22 protein-coding genes are annotated in these 23,359 nt (G+C 58.3%); 8 read left to right on the top strand and 14 right to left on the bottom strand.

The window, feature by feature from the left end; translation table 11 throughout:
- Position 1: 1 nt before the first annotated feature.
- The 10 genes from BMY54_RS24595 to BMY54_RS24550 are packed head-to-tail and all read right to left on the bottom strand — an operon-like array spanning position 2 to position 11,005.
- Positions 2-1,138, bottom strand: coding sequence for a glycosyltransferase (locus BMY54_RS24595; RefSeq protein WP_093439173.1), 1,137 nt, complete (start codon positions 1,136-1,138; stop codon positions 2-4).
- Positions 1,131-2,099 (bottom strand): glycosyltransferase, encoded by a 969-nt coding sequence (locus BMY54_RS24590; protein ID WP_093439171.1) that lies wholly within the window; start codon positions 2,097-2,099, stop codon positions 1,131-1,133. Before BMY54_RS24590 ends, BMY54_RS24595 begins: the two co-directional genes overlap by 8 nt.
- The gene (locus tag BMY54_RS24585; RefSeq protein ID WP_093439168.1) at positions 2,096-3,466 is read right to left on the bottom strand and encodes an O-antigen ligase family protein; all 1,371 of its coding nucleotides are present in this window, start codon (positions 3,464-3,466) and stop codon (positions 2,096-2,098) included. The genes BMY54_RS24590 and BMY54_RS24585 overlap by 4 nt, the downstream gene beginning before the upstream one ends.
- On the bottom strand, positions 3,463-4,554 hold the full coding sequence (locus BMY54_RS24580; RefSeq protein WP_093439165.1) for a glycosyltransferase family 4 protein: 1,092 nt from the start codon (positions 4,552-4,554) through the stop codon (positions 3,463-3,465). The genes BMY54_RS24585 and BMY54_RS24580 overlap by 4 nt, the downstream gene beginning before the upstream one ends.
- Positions 4,551-6,143: a GumC family protein gene (locus BMY54_RS24575; protein WP_093439161.1), complete on the bottom strand. Its 1,593-nt coding sequence runs from the start codon at positions 6,141-6,143 to the stop codon at positions 4,551-4,553. The genes BMY54_RS24580 and BMY54_RS24575 overlap by 4 nt, the downstream gene beginning before the upstream one ends.
- A gap of 16 nt (positions 6,144-6,159) precedes the next feature.
- Entirely contained in the window at positions 6,160-7,185 is a 1,026-nt protein-coding gene (locus BMY54_RS24570) for a polysaccharide biosynthesis/export family protein (RefSeq protein WP_093439157.1), read from the bottom strand.
- 21 nt (positions 7,186-7,206) lie between these two features.
- Entirely contained in the window at positions 7,207-7,854 is a 648-nt protein-coding gene (locus tag BMY54_RS24565) for a CpsD/CapB family tyrosine-protein kinase (RefSeq protein ID WP_093439152.1), read from the bottom strand.
- Positions 7,854-8,600: a sugar transferase gene (locus BMY54_RS24560; RefSeq protein WP_093439148.1), complete on the bottom strand. Its 747-nt coding sequence runs from the start codon at positions 8,598-8,600 to the stop codon at positions 7,854-7,856. The genes BMY54_RS24565 and BMY54_RS24560 overlap by 1 nt, the downstream gene beginning before the upstream one ends.
- 18 nt (positions 8,601-8,618) lie before the next feature.
- Positions 8,619-9,656, bottom strand: a complete 1,038-nt coding sequence (locus tag BMY54_RS24555) for an NAD-dependent epimerase (protein ID WP_093439143.1) — start codon at positions 9,654-9,656, stop codon at positions 8,619-8,621.
- The gene (locus BMY54_RS24550; RefSeq protein ID WP_093439138.1) at positions 9,653-11,005 is read right to left on the bottom strand and encodes a UDP-glucose dehydrogenase family protein; all 1,353 of its coding nucleotides are present in this window, start codon (positions 11,003-11,005) and stop codon (positions 9,653-9,655) included. Before BMY54_RS24550 ends, BMY54_RS24555 begins: the two co-directional genes overlap by 4 nt.
- 389 nt (positions 11,006-11,394) lie before the next feature.
- On the opposite strand from BMY54_RS24550, the gene BMY54_RS24545 reads away from it, so the two are divergent.
- From BMY54_RS24545 to BMY54_RS24515, 7 genes are all read left to right on the top strand, one after another.
- Positions 11,395-13,092: a sulfatase-like hydrolase/transferase gene (locus BMY54_RS24545; protein ID WP_093439134.1), complete on the top strand. Its 1,698-nt coding sequence runs from the start codon at positions 11,395-11,397 to the stop codon at positions 13,090-13,092.
- Positions 13,093-13,266: 174 nt separating this feature from the next.
- Positions 13,267-13,920, top strand: a complete 654-nt coding sequence (locus BMY54_RS24540; protein WP_093439129.1) for an ABC transporter ATP-binding protein — start codon at positions 13,267-13,269, stop codon at positions 13,918-13,920.
- Positions 13,917-16,388, top strand: a complete 2,472-nt coding sequence (locus BMY54_RS24535; RefSeq protein ID WP_093439125.1) for an ABC transporter permease — start codon at positions 13,917-13,919, stop codon at positions 16,386-16,388. The genes BMY54_RS24540 and BMY54_RS24535 overlap by 4 nt, the downstream gene beginning before the upstream one ends.
- The gene (locus BMY54_RS24530) at positions 16,378-17,445 is read left to right on the top strand and encodes a lipocalin-like domain-containing protein (RefSeq protein WP_093439120.1); all 1,068 of its coding nucleotides are present in this window, start codon (positions 16,378-16,380) and stop codon (positions 17,443-17,445) included. Before BMY54_RS24535 ends, BMY54_RS24530 begins: the two co-directional genes overlap by 11 nt.
- A 194-nt stretch (positions 17,446-17,639) precedes the next feature.
- Positions 17,640-17,882, top strand: coding sequence for a hypothetical protein (locus tag BMY54_RS24525; protein WP_093439116.1), 243 nt, complete (start codon positions 17,640-17,642; stop codon positions 17,880-17,882).
- 10 nt (positions 17,883-17,892) lie between these two features.
- Positions 17,893-18,090, top strand: a complete 198-nt coding sequence (locus BMY54_RS24520) for a hypothetical protein (protein WP_093439111.1) — start codon at positions 17,893-17,895, stop codon at positions 18,088-18,090.
- 85 nt (positions 18,091-18,175) lie between these two features.
- Positions 18,176-18,760 carry a hypothetical protein gene (locus BMY54_RS24515; RefSeq protein ID WP_093439107.1) on the top strand — a complete coding sequence of 195 codons (585 nt, stop codon included), beginning with the start codon at positions 18,176-18,178 and terminating at the stop codon, positions 18,758-18,760.
- Between the two features lie 349 nt (positions 18,761-19,109).
- On the opposite strand, the gene BMY54_RS24510 is transcribed toward BMY54_RS24515, so the two are convergent.
- Positions 19,110-19,919, bottom strand: coding sequence for a glycosyltransferase family 2 protein (locus BMY54_RS24510; protein WP_093439102.1), 810 nt, complete (start codon positions 19,917-19,919; stop codon positions 19,110-19,112).
- Between the two features lie 224 nt (positions 19,920-20,143).
- On the opposite strand from BMY54_RS24510, the gene BMY54_RS24505 reads away from it, so the two are divergent.
- Complete coding sequence (locus tag BMY54_RS24505) at positions 20,144-20,956, top strand: VanW family protein (protein WP_093439097.1); 813 nt, start codon at positions 20,144-20,146, stop codon at positions 20,954-20,956.
- Positions 20,957-21,121: 165 nt separating this feature from the next.
- On the opposite strand, the gene BMY54_RS31050 is transcribed toward BMY54_RS24505, so the two are convergent.
- From BMY54_RS31050 to BMY54_RS24495, 3 genes are all read right to left on the bottom strand, one after another.
- The gene (locus BMY54_RS31050; RefSeq protein ID WP_256573950.1) at positions 21,122-21,940 is read right to left on the bottom strand and encodes a DUF6708 domain-containing protein; all 819 of its coding nucleotides are present in this window, start codon (positions 21,938-21,940) and stop codon (positions 21,122-21,124) included.
- Between the two features lie 81 nt (positions 21,941-22,021).
- A complete protein-coding gene (locus tag BMY54_RS31045; protein WP_256573949.1) occupies positions 22,022-22,156 on the bottom strand; it encodes a hypothetical protein in 135 nt (44 codons plus the stop codon).
- 121 nt (positions 22,157-22,277) lie between these two features.
- Complete coding sequence (locus tag BMY54_RS24495) at positions 22,278-23,330, bottom strand: DUF6708 domain-containing protein (RefSeq protein WP_256573948.1); 1,053 nt, start codon at positions 23,328-23,330, stop codon at positions 22,278-22,280.
- Positions 23,331-23,359: the final 29 nt, after the last annotated feature.

Genomic DNA, 23,359 nt, shown 5'->3' with positions numbered 1-23,359 from the left:
CTTAACGGTTCTGTTCCGGATTCCACTGGGCATACCGCTGACCGCGCAGGAACTGCCACAGGCCAAGACTCATCCCGGCGAGGGTGACCAGCAGAAACGCGGCGAGGCGGAAGGGTTTCGGCAAGCGGTGTTGCGAATCCAGCAAACCGGCAATCGCCACGGCATAGCCGAACAGTTGCGCGATCAGGGCCAAGCGATAGAAACCGTGGTCTTCCCACAGCCAGAAGTTGCTCAGCAGCAGCGGCAGCAACAGGATCGGTGCGAGACGGCGGATCAATTTGTGGCTGATCAGCGCGATCGAATACAGGCCATATTTCAGCGGATTGAGCAGTTCGCGGCGCTGGGCGAGGCTTTGCAGACCACCGACGGTGACGCGCTGACGGCGGCGGAATTGCTTGTCAGCCTCATCGACACCGTGATCGATCACTTGCGCTTCCGGCACGTAGACGATGCGTTTGTGCGCGACCGGCGCGCAGGTGCTGATAAAGAAATCGTCGTTGACCTCGGCCGGCACGTTCTGGAACAACTCGCGGCGCAGGGCGAGCAGGGCGCCGTCGGCAGAGACCATGCACCCGGTGCGATTCTCGACCCGGCGCAGCCAGCCTTCGTAATGCCGATAGAGGCTGTCACCCACGCTCAAACCGCCGCCGGTGACCGGAATCACCATGTGCCCGGCACAACCGCCGACATTCGGATCACTCAGTGGCGCGAGCAAATACCCAAGGGTTTCGCGCGACCATTGATTGTCGGCGTCAGTGAACACCAGAATGTCGCCGGTGCTGAGGGCCACGCCGGCATTCAACGTCGCCGCTTTGCCTTGGCGCGGTAGATCGAGGACGGTGATGCGCGGATCAACGATCTTGTGTGCGCAGGCCACGGTGTCATCGGTCGAACCGTCACTGGCGAGAATGATCTGCAGCGAGGCCGGCTGGTAATCCTGCGCCAGCAAGGTGCGCAACTTGTGTTCGATGTGCCGCGCCTCGTTGTGCGCGGCAATCACGATGCTGACGCTCAATGGCGGCGCCGGCGTGTGACGCCAGGCCGGGAACAGTGGCGCCAGAATCGTCAGCAGCAGCGGGTAGCCAATATAGGCGTAGACCGGCAGCAACAGGCACATCCAGAAAATGAATTCAGCCACGGGCAGGCCTCCTGGCGTTCCAATGACACAGACTCAGAATGAACGCGGCGCCGGCCAGGTGCAGACGCACCCAATGCAGGCCCCACAGCTGCAGGGTCAGGCCGATATTGCGGTGTTTGGAGCTTTGCCGCAGGCTGAGCACCAGTCCCGGTAGGAGTGTCAGGCTGACCATGACGATCGCGTGATGCGGAAAGCCATCGAGCAGCGCCGAAATCGCCAGAAAGTCCAGCAACCACACCAGCAGCGACAGCACCGGAAAGCGCAACAGGCGCAGGCTGAAGCCATGGGCGCGCAGCAGTTGCAGGTGACTGCCCTGACGCCACAACTCCTTGCCCATCCATTCGCGCCAGTTCATTTCGTAACCCCAATGCAGGGCGACGTTGTCATTGATCGACAGCAGCCGCGCACCCTGTTCGTGCAGGCGCAGGGTGAATTCCTTGTCTTCGCCAGTGCGCAGGCTTTCGTTGAAACCGCCGACCTTGTCGAACCAGCCCCGGCGCATCAGCAGGTTTGAGCTGGGCAGCCAGTCAACGACGTGGGACGCCTGCGACGACGCGCGCGCGGTGCGGCGTTGCCAGGCTGTGGCGTACCACGGCGCTTCGGCGGGGGTGTGCAGATCAAGGCCGAAGACATCGGCCTGGCCGCTGGCCTCAATGTCGAACAACGGCTTGAGCCAACTCTCCGGCATTTCAATGTCAGCGTCGATGAAGGCCAGCCATTCACCCGTGGCGATGGCCGTGCCGCGATTGCGCAGGGCGCCGATCAACAAACCCGGCTGCACCAGCACCTGCGCGCCGAACTGGCGGGCGATGTGTGGTCCCTGATCGGTCGAGCCGTTGTCGACCACGATCAACTCGCACTCGACATTGGCCGCATGGGCAGCTTTTTGCGCGGCAAGCAAGGTGCGGCCAATGTGCCGCGCCTCGTTGAACATCGGGATGACGATGCTGATGCGGCTCATGCCTTTGCCTCCGTGCTCAGGGGCGCCTGCTCGGCTTTCAGGCGCAGGACGCTGGTCATGGCGAGCATGATCCACACGTATTTCTGGTTCGGTGCGCTGAGGAACATCAGGAACAAGGTCAGCGACAGGAAGCTCACACCGAGGTGGGTCATCATGTCGGCCTGATGCCATTCGCGGCGCAACATCCACGCGGCGCGTGCGCGGATCAGGTTGTACAGGCCGAGACCGAGCATGCCGACGAACAACAGCCCGGCGGGAATCCCCAGTTCGCTGAAGATTTCCAGGTAGGTGTTGTGCGCACGACGATAGAGGTCGCCGATTTTGCGGTTGGCCGAAAACGCCTTGGCGTAACCCGTGGTCGCGTAGTGCAGCGGAAAGGTGCCGGGGCCGGAGCCGAGCAGTGGGTTCTCGCGGATCATCTGACTGCCAACCACGATGTACGAAGCGCGGCGGCCGAGGGATTCGTCCTGAGCCTTGGAACCGGCGCTGAGAATACTCAGGGACTGGATGCGCGCCATGTAACCGGCGGGCATTGCGTAGATCGCCAGCGGAATCACGATCGCCGCGCCAAGCATGGCGAAGCCCAGATGCCGAGGGCGAATCCGTGTCAGTTGGGTGCGGTAATGCCAGCAGCCGATCAGCAGGCTCAAGGCCAAGACCACCAGACCCGAGCGCGATTCGGTTTTGGTCATGCCGCCCAACAGCATCAGGCAGCAACCGCCCCAGAACAATCGGTGCAGCAGGTTCGGGCTGCGGATCACCAGTAGCAGCCCCAGCGGAATCGCAAAGGCGATCAGCAGGGCGAACGCGTTGGGGTCTTCGAGCAGTCCGGCGGCGCGACCCTGATCCTGAAATTTGGTCGAGAACATTGCCATCGCACAGGTGGTGCTGACGGCGAGGGTGACCAGCCGGGCGAACAGATCGAGGTTCAGCTCGCGGCCGATCAACAGGGTGATGACAAACAGAATCAGACCGACGCTGAGCTCGCGCAGGTGGCCGAGCGACATGCCCAGGTCATCGGTGTTGAGCAAACTCAGAAAGTACAGCACCAGAAACCAGATCAGGAAGCGCCAGATATTGCTGCGCAGGCGCTCCGAGGGAATCTGGTGCAACGCCAGTTGCAGCATCAGGATCACCGCCAGTGAAGCACCGATCAGCTTGCTGCCGGAGAACGACGTGTCCTTGAAAAAGCCCTCGAACGGCACCAGTGCAGCAATGCCGAGCAGGCCCCAGGTCGGCTTGCGGTACAGCAGCGCAAATCCCACCAGGCCCAGCACCGCCCCCGGCGCCAGAAACGGATAAGGGCTGGCCAGCAAACCGATGCAGACCAGACCGAGCAGACTGACGATCGAGAGCGGGAAAATCATGCGCGTGCCTCCCGTGCCGTGCGGATGTACAGCTGCGACCAGCGCTCAGCGAGCGCCTTGAGGTCGTAGCGATCCTGTTGTGTGCGTTTTGCGTTGTCGCGCAGTTGCCGGGCCAGTTTCGGCTCGCTCAGCAACGTGTCGAGCTGACGGGCGAGGGCGGCGCAGTCGGCCGGTGTGGCGAGTAAGCCGTTGTGCCGGTGCTCGAGCACATCGGGAATGCCGCCGACGCCGAACGCCACCACCGGCACCCCGGCCTGCATGGCTTCAAGCAAAATCATTGGTGTGCCTTCGGTGCGCGAGCTGATCACCAGCGCATCGAGTTGCCGCCACCACGGTTGCATGGCGATCTGATAACCGGGCAAACGAATACGTTGCTGCAAACCGGCATTGTCGATCCGCGTCTGCAACACTTCGCGTTCCGGGCCGTCACCGAGCATCACCGCATCCAGTTGTGGATGCTGGTGACACAGCGGAATCAGCGCATCAAGAAACAGATCCGGGCCTTTCTCGCTGCTCAAACGACCGACGTAACCGACCAGCCAGCGCTGCCGATCCGCGTCAGGCACCAGCGCCGCAGCGGCTGGCAAACCATTGGGGATCACCTGCAATTTCTCCGCGCGGACGCTGGCCTGACGGTGCAGCGCGGCGATACTTTCCGCCACGCAGACCACCCGATCCACCGACGCGGTGCGGCACAGTTGCAGACTTAGCCAGGTGTAGAACTTCTGCTTGCGACTGCGCGGTGTGAAGCCGTGCTGGGTGATCACCAGCGGCAGGCGCAACAGGCTTGCGCCGACCCAACCGAACAACAGCCCTTTGAAGTTGTGCGTATTGATCAGCGGTTTTTCACTGCGGCGCTGACGCAGATACTGCAGCAATTCTCCCAGCCCGGCACAGCCGCGACAGTCGACCCCGGCCGTGCGAAAGCGCGCGATCAGTTCTGGCGGCGCGTCGAGGAACAGCACCTGATGCTGACCCGGCGTCGCCAGACAATGATCCAGCAACATGCGCTCGGCGCCATAGAAGCCGCCGCTGCTGAGCAAATGAATGATCGGCAGCGCGGCAGTCGGGGAGGATGCGGTGCTCAATTGCGCACCCAGTGCAGGAAGCTTGGCACCGTCCAGTTCTTGTGCGGATTGCTCGGCAGCGCGTTCTGGTCGTTGATCACCAACAGCACCGGCAGACCCAGTTCGTGGCTGATTTGCGCCGGGTGTTTGAAGCGGTGATCGAAGAACTCACGCACGTAGACCAGGGCAATCGCCAGCAACAACCCGGTGAACAAACCGAATGGAATGATCAGGCCCGGTTTCGGGAACGCTGCTTCGGTCGGTTCGAACGGCGGGCTGAGCACCCGGGCGTTGGACAGATCGTCGTTGAGCGCGCCGGTGGTGCTGCTTTCGGCGAAACGTTGGGCGTAAGTCGAGAAGGCGGCGTGCAGCGCATCGATTTCGGTGTCCATCTGCCGCAGCTTGCTTTGCGTCTGCTGCAACTCGTGGATGCGGTTCTTGAACTCGGCGATGCGCGCGGTTTTCTGATCGATCACTTGCTTGACCACCGCCAGATCGTTGGTGCGCTCCTGGATGCGGTTGCTCACCACTTTGAGGAACTGGCCACGGGTGCGAGCAATCTGCTCGCGGGTCAGCAGCATCGGTTCACTGCCGGGCTGGAACACCGCCAGATCATTCATGTAGCGGCTGACCTGGGTGGTCAATTGCTCGCCCATCTGTTTGATTTCCCGATCTTCGAACGCCACGTTGTCGACGGTGGTGGTGAAGGTGTAGGGGAAGGTGTAGTCGTTGAGCTTGTTGTTGCTGGCCGCAGCCAACGCGGTTTTCAGATATTCGAGCCAGCGCTGGCTCTGCAACAGGCGATCCTGATACAGGTTCAGGGCTTGCTCTTCGGTGTTGATCGCGTTGAGGCGGAAGGTGATTTCTTCCTTCGGATCCGACGAGCCGACACTTTCCAGCAAGGCTTGGCGATTGCCTTCCAGGCCGTCGAGGCGCACTTGGTAGAGATGCTTTTTCGACTCATAGAAGGACTGCGGCAAGTCGATCGACTGCAAGGCCTGACGGCTGAACAGATAGTTCTGCAGCAAGGCTGAAACAAACGTCGTGCCCTGATGCGGATCGGGGAAGCTGTAGATGATCGAGATCACGTTGGAGCCGGGCAGGGTCTCGATTTTCAGGCTATCGATGGCTTGCTGGGTGAAGGCGTCGAGCGCGGTGTCACGAACCGGATCGGTGTCCAGCCCGAGCACATTGCGCAGCGGATTGATCACGTATTGGCGCAGCGGTGAAGTGACGTAGCGCTTGAACGGCTCGGCCACCAGTCTGCTGAAAATGCCCGGCGAAGGCGTGTATTCGCCCTTGTCGCGCAGTTCGCTGATGGTCTGACGGATCAGCGCCGGCGAGCGGAGGATGTTGCTCTCGGTTTCCATGTCCGCCAGCGACGGCGGAATGAACGTGGCGTTGTCCACCGTGAGTGACGTGGTGGCGTCACCCTGGGAGAGTTTTTTCGACTGCACGATCACCTGCGCGGTGATATCGAAGCTCTGTTTGAGCACCAGCGGCAGGAGCAGGGCGATGACTGCAAAGATCAGGAAGACCCGTTTCACCAGTTGTTTGTTGGCGAAGAAGATCCTGAAGAACTCATGCAGGTAGTTTTCCTTTGGATTCATGTCGGTCACCTGAGAGTCAGTTGTTGTTGCTGCCTTTGTTGTCGACGCGGTAGCCGAAGCTGAACCCGACGCCCTGGAACAGCACCACATCGGCCAGTTGGCGAGCGAGTTCGCCGGCGCTGGCCAGTTTGGTTTTTGGCACGAACAGCATGTCGTCCGGTTGCAGGTAAGCGATTTGCGAGGCATCGCCGGACAAGGCTTTTTCGACGTCGTAATGCACCGCCTGCACCTGATTGCCATTGCGCCGCATGATCACCACCGAATCCAGGCGCGCCTTGACGTTGGTGCCTCGGGCCAAGGTCAGTGCTTCAAGCACCGACACCGGCCGGCGGATCGGGTAGGAACCTGGTTGACCGACTTCGCCCAGCACATAGATTTCGTTGCCGGCGGTGGATTTCAACAGCACGTCCACGGTCATCCGGCCCGGCAGTTGCGCGTATTTCTGGTTGAGGAAGGTTTCCAGTTGATTGACGGTCATGCCTTGCAGCGGCACGGCGCCGATTTCCGGGAAACTCGCGTAGCCGTCAGTGCCGACAGTGATCTCGCGGCTCATGCCGGTGGCCGGGTGGTTCAGCGCGCTTTTCAGGTTTTGCTCATTGGTCAGCGGGCTGATGATTTGCACGGTCAGCTGATTACGGTTGGGCTGGAACAGTTGCTTGCGCTGATAGGCGCGCTGGATTTCTTCGCGGGCCTGATCGCTGGTCAGCCCGGCGATTTTCACCGAGGTGTTGGCGCCCGGCAGTTCGATGGTGCCGTCGGGCAGTACCAGTTGATTGCCGTTGAGCTGGCTGGCTGCGGTGAAGTTCAGGCCGATCTGGTCACCCGACTGCACGCGGTAAGCGTCCGAGCCGCTGGTGCTGATATGGAAGATCACGTCGAGCACGTCCTGCGGGCGCAGGGTCTGCTCGATCTTCGGCATATCGGTCGCCTGGGCGTTGGCCGGGGTGGCGGTGAGGATATTCACCGGCATGTTCTGGGTTTCGGAGGTGCTCGAGCAGCCTGCAAGCGGCAGCATCAGCAGCACAAGAATCTTGGCGTTCATGGCGTCATCCTTCGCGTTCGCTTAGAGGTTTTTGTAAAGCCATTTGGGCATGTAGTACTTGCGCCGGTTGAACACGCTACCGACCACTTTGGCTCCGGCCTGAGTCAGGCGTTGCACGGCGGCCTGGGCGGCTTCCCAGCGGGTGTCTTCGGCGCGTACGACAAACACCACGCCGTCGACCTGAGTGCTGATGACCAGGGTGTCGGCAGCGGAATACACCGCGTCGCCGTCGATCACCACGAAGCGGTACTGGCTGCCCAATTGATCGAGCAACGGGCTCAGGCGCTCGGCGGTCAGGTGTTCCATGGTGCGGATCGGCCGGCCATTGGGCAGCACGTGGAAGGGCAGGCTCGACACCTGCACCACGCAGTCCTGCAACAGCGGCGGGTTGTCCGGGTTGAACAGCAAGTCGCGCAGGCCGCGCTCCTTGCTCAGGTTCAGCTGCTGCGTGAGGTTGCTCGCCGACTGGCTGGCATCGACCAGCAGCACCTGGCCGCTGCTCATTTGCGCCAGTTGGCTGGCCAGCGCCAAGGCACTGGTGGTGGTGCCGGCGCCGGGATTTGCGGCGGTCAGGAACAGGATCCGCAGGTCGAGATCCAGCACGGTCGAGGTCAGGTTCGATTCGCTGGGGTTGGCAATGCTCAGGCTTTTGTTGGTTGAACCGTCCATTAGCTTGCTCCGTGGCCGCTGAATACTTTGAAGGGGGTTTTCAACAGAATCTTCAGATCAAGCAAAAGGCTCTGCTCGGCGATGTAGCTGAGGTCCAACTCAACGCGCTGGTCGAAGTCGATATTGCTGCGTCCGGAGATCTGCCACAGGCCGGTCATGCCGGGGTAGATCGCCAGACGGGCGAGGTGATTGTCCTTGTAGCGGTAAGCGTTGAACGAGGTCGGGCGAGGGCCGACCAGGCGCATGTCACCGGTCACCACGTTGATCAGGTTCGGCAGTTCATCGAGGCTGGTGCGCCGCAGAAAACCGCCGATGCGGGTGATGCGCGGATCGTGGTCGATTTTGAAATCGATGGCGTCGGCACCGTGCTTGTTGAGGTGGCGCAGCGATTCTTTCAATTCTTCGGCGTTGGCGACCATGGTGCGGAATTTGTACATGCCGAACTTGCGGCCGCGGTAACCGGTACGCTTTTGCACGAACATCACCGGACCTGGGCTGCTGAACTTGATGACCAGTGCCAGACCCAGCAGCAGTGGCGAGATCAGCACCAGAATCATTAGCGCACCGAGGCAGGCGACCACGCGATTGGTGCGTGACAGTTGCCATGGGCGACCGCCGTCGCGGCCAGTGAACCAGCCGCGACCCTGGCGATGGATTGCCGCGTCGAGACGCATTCGGTGCTCGGGGTCAACGCGCTTGTCACGGCGCATTTCCTGGATCGGCACACCTTTCTCATGTCCAGTCATGGAGTCCTCCGCATTAATTCAGCCGCGAGCGGCGCGTGGGCGATAGGCAGTGGGGTAGTAGTCGCGGAACCAGGCGATGAATCGCCCAAGTCCCTCATCCAGCTCGATCCGGGGCTGAAACCCGGTGGCCTGGGCCAGGTCGCTGGCCTCGGCGCAAGTGTTGAGCACGTCGCCCGGTTGCAGCGGCAGCAGCTCGACAATGGCTTTCTGGCCGAGATGTTTTTCCAGCAGCGCCAAATAGGTTTTCAGCTCGACCGGGTGCTGCCCGCCGATGTTGAACAGCCGCCACGGCGCCATGCTGCTGGCCGGGTCGGGCAGCTCGCGATCCCAGTGCGGGTCGGCGTGCGGAGGGCATTCGGTGAGGCGGGCGATGCTTTCGATGATGTCGTCGATGTAGGTGAAATCGCGCTGGTGCTCGCCATAGTTGAACAGCTTCAGTGGCTCGCCTTCGCTGATCGCCCGGGCAAACTGGATCGGCGACATGTCCGGCCGGCCCCAAGGCCCGTACACGGTGAAAAAGCGCAGGCCGGTGCAGGGAATGCCAAACAGATGGCTGTAACTGTGCGCCATCAGCTCGTTGGCTTTCTTGGTCGCGGCGTACAGCGACAGCGGGTGATTGACGCCGTCTTTCACAGAGTAGGGCGTGTGCTGATTGGCGCCGTACACCGAGCTCGATGACGCGTAGATCAGGTGTTCGACCGGGTGATGCCGGCAGCTCTCGAGAATATTCAGGAAACCGTTGAGGTTGCTGTCCAGATACGCCTTGGGATTGTCCAGCGAGTAACGCACCCCGGCTTGCGCGGCGAGGTGAATCACCACTTGCGGCCGTTCGCGGACAAACAGCGCGTCAATGGCCGAGGCGTCGGCCAGGTCAACCGTGACGAGCTGGAAATCGCCGGCCTGCTCACGCACCCACTGCACGCGGTCGTGCTTGAGTTGCGGGTCATAGTAGGCGTTGAAATTGTCCAGACCGACCACTGAATGCCCGTCGCGCAGCAGCCGCAACACGCAATGGGCACCAATGAAACCGGCCGCACCGGTGACCAGCACCTTCATGGCCGTAGCCCTTCGGGGGCAATGTGGCGCAGGCCGATGCCGCTGTAATGCAAACCGGCGGCAGCCACTTGTTCCGGGTTGTACAGGTTGCGGCCGTCGATGATCACCTTCGAACGGAGCTTTTCGGCGAGCAACTCGAAATCGACCACGCGGAAGTTTTTCCACTCGGTGCAGATCACCAGTGCGTCGGCGTCTTCCAGGGTGTCGTCGCGGGTGGCGCACAGGTGCAGGTCGTTGCGGTAGCCGTAGAGGCGCCGGCATTCGGACATCGCTTCCGGGTCGTAGGCCTGCACGCTGGCACCCTCGGCCCACAGCGCATCCATCAGATAGCGGCTCGGGGCTTCGCGCATGTCATCGGTGTTGGGTTTGAACGCCAAGCCCCAGATCGCGATGGACTTACCGGCAAGGCCTTGCGGGAATTGCGCTTTCAGTTTGCTGAAGAGTATGTGCCGCTGCAGGTCGTTGACGTCGGTGACGCTGCGCAGCAGTTTCAACGGCATGCCGTTGTGTTCAGCGGTGTGCAGCAGGGCGCGCAGGTCTTTGGGAAAGCATGAGCCACCGAAGCCGCAGCCCGGATAGATGAAGTGGTAACCGATGCGCGGGTCAGAACCGATGCCTTTGCGCACCGCTTCGATGTCGGCACCGAGCAGTTCGGTGAGGTTGGCCAGTTCGTTCATGAAACTGATGCGCGTGGCGAGCATGGCGTTGGCGGCGTACTTGGTCAGCTCGGCGCTGCGGTTGTCCATGAACATCAGTTTTTCGTGGTTGCGGCAGAACGGCGCGTACAGCTCGCTCATCTGCTCGCGAGCTGCGTCGTCACGGGTGCCGACGATGATCCGGTCCGGGCGCATGCAGTCGGCGAGGGCGCTGCCTTCCTTGAGAAATTCAGGGTTGGAGACCACCCGTACGGTCAGACCTGCCTTGTCGCGGCGATGCAATTCGCTGTTGGCGGTGGCCAGCACCTGATCGGCCGTGCCGACCGGTACCGTGGATTTGATGATCAACGTGCGATCGGCCTCCATGTGCGAAGCTATTTGCCGGGCGACGTTGAGCACGTGGCTGAGGTCGGCAGAACCGTCCTCATCGGCCGGGGTGCCGACGGCGATGAAGATCAGCTCGGCATGCTCGACCGCATCGCTGGCCTGGGTGCTGAACAGCAGACGGCCGGCCTTGATGTTCTCTTCAAGAGTGCTGGACAAACCTGGCTCGCTAATTGGCGGCACCGCTTGTTGCAGTTGTTTAATCTTGTTTGGGTCAATATCCACGCATAAAACGCGATGACCGACATCTGCAAGTGCGGCGGCTTGTATTAATCCAACATAGCCCGTGCCAAATACGCTCACGTCCATCTGCGCACCCTCGATAGAGCGAAAAGAAGAAGTTCGGAAGAAGACTGTAAATGGGGTATAGCGCAGGGTTTGCAAAGCGTGTCAGCAAAATGACATGTTGCATCTGTATAACACTTGAGCATTTTTTGGCGATTGGCCATCAAGTCATTGCTGCGATTGAGTTTGTTGGTTTTTTGCAGATTTGTTCAGATTCAAAATAAGCGATAAACGGTCGTAAGCCTTTAATTTAAAGGCTTCTGGGGTTTGATGTGTGTCAGATTTGAGTCATCGGTTTTTTGACGCTTTTTACAAAAGGCAGTCAATTCTTGCGCTTTGATGGCCGGGTGCTAGTGTCAGATTCTGATTGACAAGCTTTTGACTCTCCGCCGTTTTGCAAGACCGGTATCGCCATGTTCAGATATGCGAAAGAATTGCTTTTAATTATTTATTTTCTGCTTTATGTCGAATATTACATAGAGCGGTTAAATGCTATCGGCCTCGGTTTTGCTGTACTTCTTTTTGGCGCGATGTTTTTGGCGCTAACTTTAGCGTTATATCTAACGGCCTATATACGGCAGAGTCTCATCCGGCATGCATTCGCATTGGTGATGTTCGCCTCCGCAGTGTTTTTCGATGTCTACACCCGGGTCACGGCGGATTACCTGAGCTACAGCAGCTTCGTCTCGCTGGTGTATTCCGGCGGCTTCATCCAGGAAGCGGCGTACCAGTATCGAGACGCGATCCTGCACGGCGCCCTCAGCGGTTTGTTGTTGCTGTTCGGCATCGGTCTGAAGCCTCGCCACGGCCTGGCGATTCCCAACGCGTTACGTGTGGCGGCGCCGCTGTGCGGCGTGTTGCTGCTCAGTGCGGTGCTGTTCTTGCGTGCGGGCGAGGGCGCGCGGGGTTTGCCGATCATGTACACGCCGCTGGCCTACCTGAACCTGTTTGCCTATGAAGCCCTGCACAGCACCGTCGGCCCGCGCGAACCAGTGACACTGACGCGCACCTCGCCAGCCGTCGGTCACGATATCGTGCTGATCATCGATGAAAGCATCTCCGGCAATTATCTGGACATCAACGCGCCGTTCGGGGTGCACAGCAACCTCAAGCAGGCGCATCCCGGTGTCGACATCTTCAATTATGGCTACGCCGCGTCCATCGCCAATTGCAGCGCCGACACCAACGTGACCCTGCGTTACGGCGGCACCCGCGCCGACTACATGCGCATCAACACCACGTTGCCGTCGATCTGGCAGTACGCCAAGAAGGCTGGGCTGCGCACCGTGTACATCGACGCCCAGCGCACCGCCGGCAATCTGCAGAACCTGATGACTGATACCGAGAAGAAGGACATCGACCAGTTCGTGCAATTCGACCAGACCAGCGTGCGCGATCGCGACATGGCGGCGGCAGCGAAGCTCATCGAACTGCTCAACGACGACAAGCCGGAGCTGGTGGTGATCAACAAGGTCGGCGCGCACTTTCCGGTGCACGACAAGTATCCCGATGCGTTCATGGCCTACCGCCCGACCTTACCGCGCGGGCAGTTCACCGAGGTGGCCGATACCGGCGAACGCACCGGTTTCAATGGCCAGCCAGATGACTGGCTGCTGTACCGCAACGCCTACAAGAACACGCTGTTGTGGAACGTCGGCGAGTTTTTCGCGCGGGTGTTTGCCCAGGCCAATCTGAACAATGCGTTACTGATCTATACCTCTGATCATGGCCAGGATTTGCATGAACGCGGTAATCCGGGCCTGAACACCCATTGCGGTGGCGATCCGGTGGAGGAGGAAGGGCTGGTGCCGCTGGTGGTGATTCAGGGCAGCGATCTGAAGACACTGGACTGGTCGGCGCAACTGGCGGCGAACAAGGATCGCTCCAGCCACTACAACATCTTTCCGACGTTGCTGCAGTTGATGGGCTACGACCTGGCGGGGATCGAGGCTGTTTATGGCAAGCCACTGAGTGTCGCGACGGCGGATGAGTTCACCTTCAACTACCGCTTCAATGCACGGTTGGGTGCCAAGCCTGAGTGGAAGCACATTGATCTGGGCAGCATTGTCACGCCGTCGCAGGCGCCGACGAGTGTGGCGGCGGGGCAGTGAGTTTTGGGTTGGCCGGGTTGGCGCTTTCGCATGCAGGCTCGCTCCCACATTTGAAATGCGATCAACCTGTGGGAGCGAGCCTGCTCGCGAAGGGGCGGTTTGCTTCAACGCAAGATTCAGGTCTGTCAGCGCCATCCGCTATCCTTGCTCCACACTGACCGATCAGGTGGCGGCATGCTTCGTGTTGAAAACGTCTTCAAAAGCTATCTCACCCCGCAAGGCCCATTGCCGGTGCTGCAAGGCGTCGACCTGACGCTGGAATCCGGTAGCAGCCTGGCACTGATGGGCGAATCCGGCAGTGGCAAAAGCACCTTGCTGCACCTGGTGGCCGGTCTCGACAAAGTCGACAGCGGCAGCATTCGCAGCGGCGAGCATCGGCTGGAAAACATGAACGAAGCGCAACTGGCGAACTGGCGGCGGACGGAAATCGGTCTGGTGTTCCAGCAGTTCAACCTGATCGGCAGTTTGCGCGTGGAGGACAACCTGGCGTTTCAGGCGCGTCTGGCCGGGCGGCATGAACCGCGTTGGCAGGCGCACCTGGTGCAGCGTCTGGGCCTCGGCGATTTGCTCAAGCGCTATCCCGAGCAACTTTCCGGTGGTCAGCAGCAGCGGGTCGCATTGGGCCGGGCATTGGCCTCGCAGCCGAAATTGCTGCTGGCCGATGAACCCACCGGCAGCCTCGATGAAGCGACCAGTGACGAAGTGCTGCGGCTGTTGCTGGAATTGCTCGATGACACGTCGACCACGTTGTTGATGGTCACCCACAGCCAACGGGTCGCTGCCCGTTTAGCCCAGCGGGTGGTGTTGTCCAACGGGCGGCTGACGTGAGCGTTTTCCGACAGACCCTGCGCGCGCTGCTCAGCCACTGGCGGCGCCATCCGGTGCAGTTTTTCAGTGTGCTGACCGGGTTGTGGCTGGCAACCAGTTTGCTCACCGGCGTCGAAGCGCTGAACAGTCAGGCGCGCGACAGCTACGCACGGGCCAGCCAGTTGATCGGCGGCGAACCCCAGGCCAGTCTCAGTACGCCGAACGGCGCGACGTTCGCGCAGCAATGGTTCGTTGACCTGCGCCGACAGGGCTGGCCGGTGTCTCCGCTGCTGCAGGGGCGGTTGCTGCTCAAGGGCCATGAAGATCAGCGCCTGCAATTGATGGGCATCGAGCCGGTGTCATTGCCGGCCGATTCCGCAGTGGCCGGGCAGGCGCTGCCGATTGAGCGTGTCGTCGAGTTCTTCATGCCCCCCGGCACTACCTGGATTTCTCCGGAAACCTTGCAGGCGCTTGATCTGCGTGAAGGCGACACACCACAAACGGCTAATGGGCTGCGCTTGCCACCGTTGCTCGCGCAAAAGGACATGGCGCCCGGCCTGTTGCTGGTGGACATCGGCGTCGCGCAAACGCTGCTGGAACAACCCGGGCAATTGTCGCGGCTATTGCTGCCCAAGGATTTCCACGGCGAGTTGCCCGCCGTGTTCAAAGGTCAGTTGCAGCTCAAAAGCAGCGGCGAGGAAAACAATCTGACGCGACTGACCGAGAGCTTTCACCTGAATCTCGATGCGTTAGGTTTTTTGTCATTCGTGGTGGGCTTGTTCATTGTCCACGCCGCGATTGGCCTGGCTCTTGAGCAACGACGCGGTCTGCTGCGTACGTTGCGCGCCTGCGGGGTCAGCGCGCGGATGTTGATCGTGTGCCTGATCGTCGAACTGGGTGTGCTGGCGCTGATCGGCGGATTGTTCGGTGTGATCAGCGGCTATTGGTTGGCGAGTGTCTTGCTGCCGGACGTCGCCGCCAGCTTGCGCGGTTTGTATGGCGCGGAAGTGGCGGGGCAGTTGCGCCTCAGTCCGTGGTGGTGGTTCAGCGGCATCGGCTTGAGCCTGCTCGGCGCGTTGCTCGCCGGGTCCAACAGTCTGCTGCGCGCCGCCCGTTTGCCGTTGTTGGCCGTGGCGGATCCGCAAGCCTGGCATCAGCAATATGCGCGTTGGCTGCGCCGACAAGGCTGGCTGGCGGCAGTGCTCGGTTTGCTGGCCTTGGTGGCGTTGATCTGGGGTGACAGTCTGGCCAGCGGTTTTGTCCTGATGGCTGGGTTGCTGATCGGCGCCGCGTTGGCTTTGCCGGTGTTGCTCAGCGCGTTGTTGAATCAGTTGCTCGGGCGCAGTCGCTCGGTGCTGGGGCAGTGGTTTCTCGCCGATTGTCGTCAGCAATTGCCGGCACTGAGCCTGGCGCTGATGGCGTTGCTTTTGGCGCTCGCCGCCAACATCGGTGCCGGCAGCATGACCGCCGGTTTTCGCCAGACCTTCGATGACTGGCTCGAACAACGCCTGAGCGCCGAGCTGTATATCAACCCGAGCAATCCGGCACAGTCGCGGGAAATGTACAGCTGGCTAAAGCAGCAGCCGAACATCGCGGCGATTCTGCCCAACTGGCAGGTCGCGGTGACGTTGCAGGGCTGGCCGGCGGAAGTGTTCGGCATCATCGATCACGCGCATTATCGCCAGCACTGGCCGCTGCTCGATGCCGTTGGCGACGACCCGTGGGCGCATCTGGCCACCGATGATGCGGTGATGCTCAGTGAGCAAATCGCCCGGCGCCTGAAATTGCACGTGGGTGAACACGTGGCGATTCCGACACCCAATGGCCCATGGTCGCCGCGCATCGTTGGCATCTACGCCGACTACGGCAATCCCAAGGGCCACTTGCTGGTCAACATCAACCACCTGTTGCGCGGCTGGCCGCAACTGACGCCGAACCGTTTCAATCTGCGCATCGAACCGCAGAACATCCCGGGATTTTTAGCTGCATTGCAGACGCGTTTTCAACTCGATGACAGTCGCATCGTTGATCAGGCGCGGCTCAAGGGCTGGTCGGTGCAAGTCTTCGAACGGACCTTTGCGGCGACGGCGGCGTTGAACAGTTTGACCCTGGCGGTGGCGGGTGTGGCGCTGTTCATCAGCCTGCTGACGCAAAGCCAGAGTCGCCTCGGACAACTCGCACCGCTGTGGGCGTTGGGCGTAACGCGGCGGCAATTGATGCTGCTCAATCTTGGTCAGACCTGGCTGTTGGCGGTGCTGACGCTGGTGTTAGCGTTGCCGCTGGGGATCGCGCTGGCGTGGTGCCTGGATGCGGTGATCAACGTTCAGGCGTTTGGTTGGCGGTTGCCGTTGCGGATATTCCCATGGCAATTGCTGCAACTGATGGGACTGGCGTTACTGGCGACATTGCTGGCGTCGGCATGGCCGCTGTACTCGTTGTACCGCACGCAACCGGCGGACCTGTTGAGGACGTTTGCCCATGAGGATTAACCGCTTTGTGCTCCTGGTTTTGCTGCTGCTCGGCGGTTGCGATCAATCGGCGCCGGAGCAGAAGGGCTTCGCCGGGATGGGCAATCAGGCGTTGGCGTTTACGCCGGTGGTGCCGGGGCGGGTGTTCAGTTTTCCGGCAGATCACGGGGCGCATGACGGCTTTCGCATTGAGTGGTGGTACGTCACCGCCAATCTCAAGGATCAGCAGGGCAATGAATTCGGCGTGCAGTGGACCTTGTTTCGCAGCGCTTTGAAACCTGTGGCGGAGACGGCAGGGTGGGGCAATCAAACGATCTGGCTGGGGCATGCGGCGGTGACGTCGAGCACGGTACATCACGCTGCCGAACGTTATGCGCGAGGCGGGGTGGGGCAGGCGGGTGTGCAACTGGCGCCGTTCGAGGCGTGGATCGATGATTGGCGGTTCGCCAGTCAGGCGCAGGATCCCCTGAGCGACCTGCAACTCAGTGCTCGCGACAAGGATTTCGCCTATCAACTGCACCTCACGTCCAGCCGTCCGCTGGTGCTGCAGGGCGACAAGGGCTTCAGCCAGAAATCCGAAGAAGGTCAGGCGTCTTACTACTACAGTCAGCCGTTTTTCCAGGCCAGCGGCACCTTGCAGATCTACGGTCAGAGCTACACCGTCAGCGGCCCGGCATGGCTCGATCGCGAATGGAGCAGCCAGCCGCTGACTGCCAATCAAACCGGTTGGGACTGGTTTTCCCTGCACCTGGACAGTGGCGAACACGTGATGCTGTATCGCATGCGCCAGAAGGATGGAGCGCCGTATCTCACCGGTACCTGGGTTGCTGCTGATGGTCAGACGCAAACCCTCAGTAGCTCGCAGATCCGGCTCACCCCGCAAACCACGGCCAAGGTCGCCGGCCGGGCGATGCCGGTGAAATGGTCGATCAGCATCCCCGACAAACACCTCGACATCAGCCTCGACGCGCTCAACCCCAATGCCTGGATGAACCTGCGCATCCCCTATTGGGAAGGCCCGGTGCACATCAGCGGCAGCCATCCCGGCCAGGGCTATCTGGAAATGACCGGGTACTGACAGCGCCTCGTAAAAACTGCGAGTTGTAACGGGCGCAGAATCCGGATCTGACCGAAATCAAAATGTGGAAGCGAGCCTGCTCGCGAAAGCGCCCGCCCAGACACCACAGAGAAATTGGCTGGAACTCCGCTACTTCTCAACCCCTCTACCGAATATCTCTCACACCTTTGCGAAACGCCGTCGAGGACTCTCCCATGAGCGACGACCTGCAACCTCCAGACATGACCACTTGGCAACGCCTGTTCGACGACGAAACCTACTGGCAGCAATCCCCCGACGCACATTACTTCGACCTGCAACGCATCGCCGACGACCTGCTCGGCCAAGGCGCCATCGACCTTGAGCAATGGCAGATCCTGCGCGCCAAAGCCGACGACCTGCACAAGGATTCACCCGCGATCAACGTCGCCCGTGAACTCGACGACCCCAAAGCCTGAGGACAACCCGATGAAACCCATCACCCAAGGCGAACACCCCGACGAACCCCGTCCACCGGGCGAGACCGAACGTGACAACGACGCCCTGCGGCCCACCGACCCGAAACAGCGTGAAAACAATGGCAAAGGCACGCCCAGTGGTGAATCCACCGCGCAGGACACCGCCAAGCAACAAAGCTCGCCGTCACAAACCAAAGCCAAGCCCTGAACTGCGTCTATGCTCAGTGGCACGCTCGTCGCCGAAGTCGATTCGGCGGCGAGCGCTGCCATTCATCACAGGGAAAGTATTGATTATGAAGCTCGACGCACTGGCCAAGGCCATCACCCTCGCAACCGTACTGTCCGCCACCAGCTTCGGCGCCTTCGCTGCCGATATTCCGCTGTCCGCTTCCATCGAGGCGGATAAGGTCACCACCAAAGTGATCTCCGTCGATGCCGCCAACCATCAAGTTGTGCTGGAAGGTGCCGAAGGTAAGCCGGTTCACGTTCAGCTCAGCGACAAGGCGAAAAACCTCGACAATCTCAAGGCCGGCGATCAGGTCACCATCCAGGTGCAGCGTTCTGTCGCCGCTTACCTCGACACCGATGTGGATAAAGGTCTGCCTGGTACCACCGAACGTACTGGTGAGTTGCGTAAGGCTCCGGGCAGCGATAACCCCGGTGGCGAGGCGTATCGTCAGGTTCAGGTACAGTTGAAAATCACCAAAATTGATTTGAAAACATATCAGGTGACCCTGCAAAACCCGCAAGGTCAATCGAAAGTCCTCGACGTGAAACAGCCTGAAATTCAAGCCAAGCTGAAAGATCTGAAAGAAGGGCAGAGCGTTATTGTCACTTACACCGATATCTTAAAAGTGACCAGTCAACACGAAAGTTGAGCTTTAACTCTACAAGATGACTGCTCTTGTACAGTTTTTGTATGAGAGTAGTCATACTATTAGTGTGGTTTGACCTCATTGAAAGTTTCATGAAAGGAATCGCCGATAAATATCTATTAACGTTTCCGTACATAAATTTCATATTCAAGAATGAGGACATAAGCGCCAACTTCTATTAAAATCCTACCCGTTCGCCCAGTGTCAGGGCTCTTTACCGGTGCATGGATTGCCAGGCCATTACACTGGGCGAACACCTCTTCGGAGTGAATGTATACAATTTCTGCAAACAAAAAGGGCGACTTTATAGTCGCCCTTTTTGTTTGCTGTGAATTAGACCGAGGTGTGCGCTTCAGTTGTGTCTAGCTGCCCCTTGAAAGCGCTTCAGCGTGGCCTGATACATTTTTGTCCTGCGGTGATTTACCCCGTAGGTGCCCGCCGCCGCGACGGTTCCTGACTGAATGTGATCCAGATAGCTGAAAATCTTGCGCGGTGACAGGAACTTGATGCCATAGCCCAGGCTGCTCATTTGATCTTGCAGCGCATAACCGGGCACCTGCTCATCCATGCAGAAGTGCAGGCCCAGGGACTTCATCAGACGGACATTCCACAATGTGCAGAAACTTTTCAGATGAGTTTCCTTGTAGGGTCTTGGCATTTTCGAACGCAGACCCAGACGCACTTTCGCTTTACGAGCATAGTGCTTGCAGAAACGCGAAGTTAACCGCCAAGTGTCACGAACAACCCCGCGATTGAGTTGTTCTACACAACCGACTGCGGCCATATCCGGTTTTTTCGTGCATTCACGCATCATCATCGCAAACACTTCCTTGTCGTAGACAAAGGTGTCGGTGTGCAACAGAAACAAATAATCGGTGTCGACTTTTTCCAGCGCCAGATCCAGCGCCTTGCCATGCGCAATATGGCCGATTTCCTTGCCCGGGGAAGGCCGTTCAATCAAGTTGATCCAATCGAGCGAACGCAAGTAATCGAGACTGGCATCCGCCGAATCGTTGTCCACCACCCACACCGGAATGCGTTGTTCCTGGACATGCTCACGCAAAAGCTCGAGGCACATTCGGGTGATGTCCGGGGTTTTGTAATTTACCAAGACAAGGCTGAAATTCGACGCTGGCTGGGCTGGTAAATCAAACGCTTTCATGTCGGAAGGACTCATCTGCGATTCAAGGACAACAGGGTTTCGTTGCCGCGATCGTAGCGAGGCAACCTTAGTCGAACCTTAATTTGCGGATGTGACGGTAGATGTATGCCGAAGAGAGGCTGCTGGTCTAATGAAATGCATGGGGTGCTGCCGGTCATTACCGGATAAAATGTGCGCCCCCCTCACGGCTCAAGGAAGAAACGGCGCGCGCCGTTGTGTCACGGATGAAACCACTCTCCCTCTACCACCCAGCCCTCTACTGGCTGCGCGTGTGGCAAAAAAGACTGTTCCGCCAGATTGCCTGGCGCTGTTCCAGCAAACGCTACGCACGCCCCGTCGCCACGGCCGAGCGTCTGCCATATCGCTACCTCAAACACACCTCAAAACTCATCCGCAAACTCGGCGACTCCGACCTCGCCCTGCAACACAACAAAGTCATCAACCTCAAACTCGCCGTCGCCGCCATCGACGGCGTCATCATCGCCCCCGGCGAACACTTCTCCTTCTGCCGCCTCGTCGGCCGCCCGACGTTGAAGCGAGGCTACGTTGAAGGCATGGAACTGTCCTTCGGCGAGGCACGACGCGGGGTCGGCGGTGGAATTTGCCAACTGAGCAACCTGATTCACTGGATGGCCATTCATTCACCGCTGGTGGTGGTCGAACGCTCCAACCACAGCTTCGACCCGTTTCCGGATGAGGGGCGGGTGCTGCCGTTTGGATCCGGGGCGGCGATTTTCTATAACTACGTTGACCTGGTGCTGCACAACCCGACGGATCGGAGCTTTCAGTTGAAATTGAACGTCGGCGAGACACAACTCGAAGGGGAGTTGCTGTGTGATCGGGTGAGGGAATATCGCTATCACGTGTTCCAGGAGGCGCATCGGTTTGTGCGGGAGGGGGCGCGGGTGTATCGGGAGAATGAGATTTGGCGGGAGGTCAGGGAAAAGGGGCAGGTGGGGTCGTTGGTGGAAAGGGAGAGGCTTTATCGGAATCGGGTCGTGGTGAAGTATGAAGTGGCGGGCGAACTGGTTGAATAGATGCATTGTGAATGCGGGGTTTCAGCTTTGATGACGTACTGTTGCTCTTCAGATTTTCGCGGATTTTTATGTGGGTTAGCTGTTTACCGAGTAAGGGGGGCAGGCTATTCGGGGGGAGACCACTTCTAGAAGAAAGAAAACGTGGTTTATCCCCCGATTGTCTATTTACTGTGCTTGATCAGATCGCTTGAGTTTGAAATGGTCGAGAAAAGTTTTCCCCTTTGAAAAGGTCGAGCGAATCTCGGCACTTTTATTTAAAAGTTCCTCGCTCGGATTTGCATGCTGATCAGTGGATATTGGCTTCGACCACTGCAGTACTTCTTTAGGGAATTTTGCCTTTGGGCGGTTATTTACCCAACCGGAAATATAGCAGGGCAAAGTCCAGCCGCTAAAAAACTGTATCGTCAGGAAGCCCCAGGCGTAACGGATTACGGAGTGTTCTGCTCGGTAAGTTCGTCGACATAAATGGAAAAACGCCACACTTCCTTCTTCAAGTTCGTCTGTTTGTGGTGCAGGCAAGGCTGAGGGTCCTTCTTCCATATAGGCCCGTATAGCCTCCCATTCGGAAATGGCTAAACTTAAACTCTCACAAGCCACCGATGACCAAAGAATGTTTCCGGTTTCTGCTTCACGCAAGCCGATCATTAATTTGAATTCAGGTATCGTTGCATATTGCGTTACTAGTTGGCCAGCAGTTACGCAAGCAATAGTACTTTCCCAAGCTACATAATGAGGGCGACTTCCTTTTTTTGGAATGAAAACGATCTCGCGACGTTGACGGTTAAAACGTAAGGGTGGATGTTGTGTGATCTGGCGTGTGGAAAGATAAAAGATCACGGTATAGAGCAAGGCTAATGGTATTACAATGGCCCACACAACCGGGCCGGAGAAAAACTCCCACCAACTTGATAAGAACGGTTCAAAATTTCGTCGTAGCCAGGACAAATATCCGGTTGCAAGAAATAGAAAAATAATAAAAAACATGACGACGCCAATACCCACTCTCGCCATGAACTCAAAGTTTCCGCGTCCTACGGAAAAATCCAGATAGGTTTCGTTTGCCTCTTAATGTAAGTTGCGAGCGCTGAAGGCTTGCACCCCTGTTGGAACTGGCATCGGCGAAAGATAAATAAATTCGGTTCCGAATTTGTTTTCAGTGTCACCGGCTTGAGGCAAACGGTAGGATTTTTTATCAGGCATTCAATTGATCCGGTAGAGTGTGGCATCCTTCGTGGTTGCTCTATTTCGCCGTTGTATATGGCATCTTACGGGAACTCGGAATGCGCCATATATACTAGCGACGCAAAGTCCGAGGTAGTAATTATTCACTTGTCTCGGATTTTGTATCCTCATCAGAGAATTTTACGCTGAAGTAATCTAAAAGAGTCTTCCCTCTTGCGAAGTGCTTGCGGATTTCTTCGGTTTCCGCAACTAGCTCTTTGCTGGGCTTTGCATGATCTGCTAGTGGCAGGGGCTTTGACCACTCTAATACTTCCTTGGGGAAAAGCGCTTTAGGACGATTGTTAATCCATTCGGATATGTAGCATGGTAAAGTCCAGCCACTAAATAACTGAATTGTGATAAAACCCCAGATGTAACGTACTAGGGAATGTTCTTCGCGATAGCTCTCACGGCATAATTTGAAAAACTCGACAGTACCTTCTTCAAGTTCGTCGCTATAATTGGTTGGGAGGCTGTCTATACCATTCTCCATGTAAGCTCTAATAGCCTCCCATTCTGATATCGCCAGACTTAAGCTACCACATGGTATTACGCTCCAAAGGACTTCGCCGCTGGTCGTTTCGCGCAGACCGATCATTAGCTTGTGCTCTGGGGTTACAGAATATTGTGTTATCAGTTTGCCGGAAGATATGCAGGCTATAACGCTTTCCCAAGCTGTATATCTGGGCTTTTCTCCTTTTTTAGCTACGTATACAACTTCGCGGCGCTCGCGATTAAAACGTAGAGGTGGGTTTGAAGAAAGTTCATTGGCTAACTTTGTAAAGTAATAAAGATAGAGTGCAGCAATTGATAGAATTATGAACCATATCACGGGGTTGAAGAAAAAACTGGCCCAAGCACTCAGGAACGGTTCTGAGTATCTTCTGATCCAAGAAGCGAAAGCTGAGAACAAAAAAAGCGAGGTGATAATCAATATTATCGAACCAATACCAATTCGCGCCATGAACTCGAAGTTCCCTTGCCCTGTAGGAAAGTCCAGGAAGGTGTTATTAGCATTGCGGTGTAGTTGCCGAGAGCTGATCGCAGGCATCCCGGTTGGTATCGGTTTCGGAGACAAGTATATTATTTCTAGTCCATTATCTTTTTCGAAGTCCCCCGCGTGGGGTAATCGCTCATATTTATTGTTAGGCACAAAGGGCTCATCTTTTCGGTAGTTTCAGA

The sequence above is a fragment of the Pseudomonas sp. ok266 genome (assembly GCF_900110195.1).
Taxonomy (GTDB): Bacteria; Pseudomonadota; Gammaproteobacteria; order Pseudomonadales; family Pseudomonadaceae; genus Aquipseudomonas; species Aquipseudomonas neuropathica.
This window is presented reverse-complemented; position numbering and strand designations above follow the sequence as displayed.

Coding starts and splice junctions, on each gene's coding strand:
- BMY54_RS24590 (WP_093439171.1), bottom strand. CDS start 2,099: ATGAGCCGCATCAGCATCGTCATCCCGATGTTCAACGAGGCGCGGCAC.
- BMY54_RS24585 (WP_093439168.1), bottom strand. CDS start 3,466: ATGATTTTCCCGCTCTCGATCGTCAGTCTGCTCGGTCTGGTCTGCATC.
- BMY54_RS24575 (WP_093439161.1), bottom strand. CDS start 6,143: ATGAATCCAAAGGAAAACTACCTGCATGAGTTCTTCAGGATCTTCTTC.
- BMY54_RS24570 (WP_093439157.1), bottom strand. CDS start 7,185: ATGAACGCCAAGATTCTTGTGCTGCTGATGCTGCCGCTTGCAGGCTGC.
- BMY54_RS24565 (WP_093439152.1), bottom strand. CDS start 7,854: ATGGACGGTTCAACCAACAAAAGCCTGAGCATTGCCAACCCCAGCGAA.
- BMY54_RS24560 (WP_093439148.1), bottom strand. CDS start 8,600: ATGACTGGACATGAGAAAGGTGTGCCGATCCAGGAAATGCGCCGTGAC.
- BMY54_RS24555 (WP_093439143.1), bottom strand. CDS start 9,656: ATGAAGGTGCTGGTCACCGGTGCGGCCGGTTTCATTGGTGCCCATTGC.
- BMY54_RS24550 (WP_093439138.1), bottom strand. CDS start 11,005: ATGGACGTGAGCGTATTTGGCACGGGCTATGTTGGATTAATACAAGCC.
- BMY54_RS24545 (WP_093439134.1), top strand. CDS start 11,395: ATGTTCAGATATGCGAAAGAATTGCTTTTAATTATTTATTTTCTGCTT.
- BMY54_RS24540 (WP_093439129.1), top strand. CDS start 13,267: ATGCTTCGTGTTGAAAACGTCTTCAAAAGCTATCTCACCCCGCAAGGC.
- BMY54_RS24530 (WP_093439120.1), top strand. CDS start 16,378: ATGAGGATTAACCGCTTTGTGCTCCTGGTTTTGCTGCTGCTCGGCGGT.
- BMY54_RS24525 (WP_093439116.1), top strand. CDS start 17,640: ATGAGCGACGACCTGCAACCTCCAGACATGACCACTTGGCAACGCCTG.
- BMY54_RS24520 (WP_093439111.1), top strand. CDS start 17,893: ATGAAACCCATCACCCAAGGCGAACACCCCGACGAACCCCGTCCACCG.
- BMY54_RS24515 (WP_093439107.1), top strand. CDS start 18,176: ATGAAGCTCGACGCACTGGCCAAGGCCATCACCCTCGCAACCGTACTG.
- BMY54_RS24510 (WP_093439102.1), bottom strand. CDS start 19,919: ATGAAAGCGTTTGATTTACCAGCCCAGCCAGCGTCGAATTTCAGCCTT.
- BMY54_RS24505 (WP_093439097.1), top strand. CDS start 20,144: ATGAAACCACTCTCCCTCTACCACCCAGCCCTCTACTGGCTGCGCGTG.
- BMY54_RS31050 (WP_256573950.1), bottom strand. CDS start 21,940: ATGTTTTTTATTATTTTTCTATTTCTTGCAACCGGATATTTGTCCTGG.
- BMY54_RS31045 (WP_256573949.1), bottom strand. CDS start 22,156: ATGCCTGATAAAAAATCCTACCGTTTGCCTCAAGCCGGTGACACTGAA.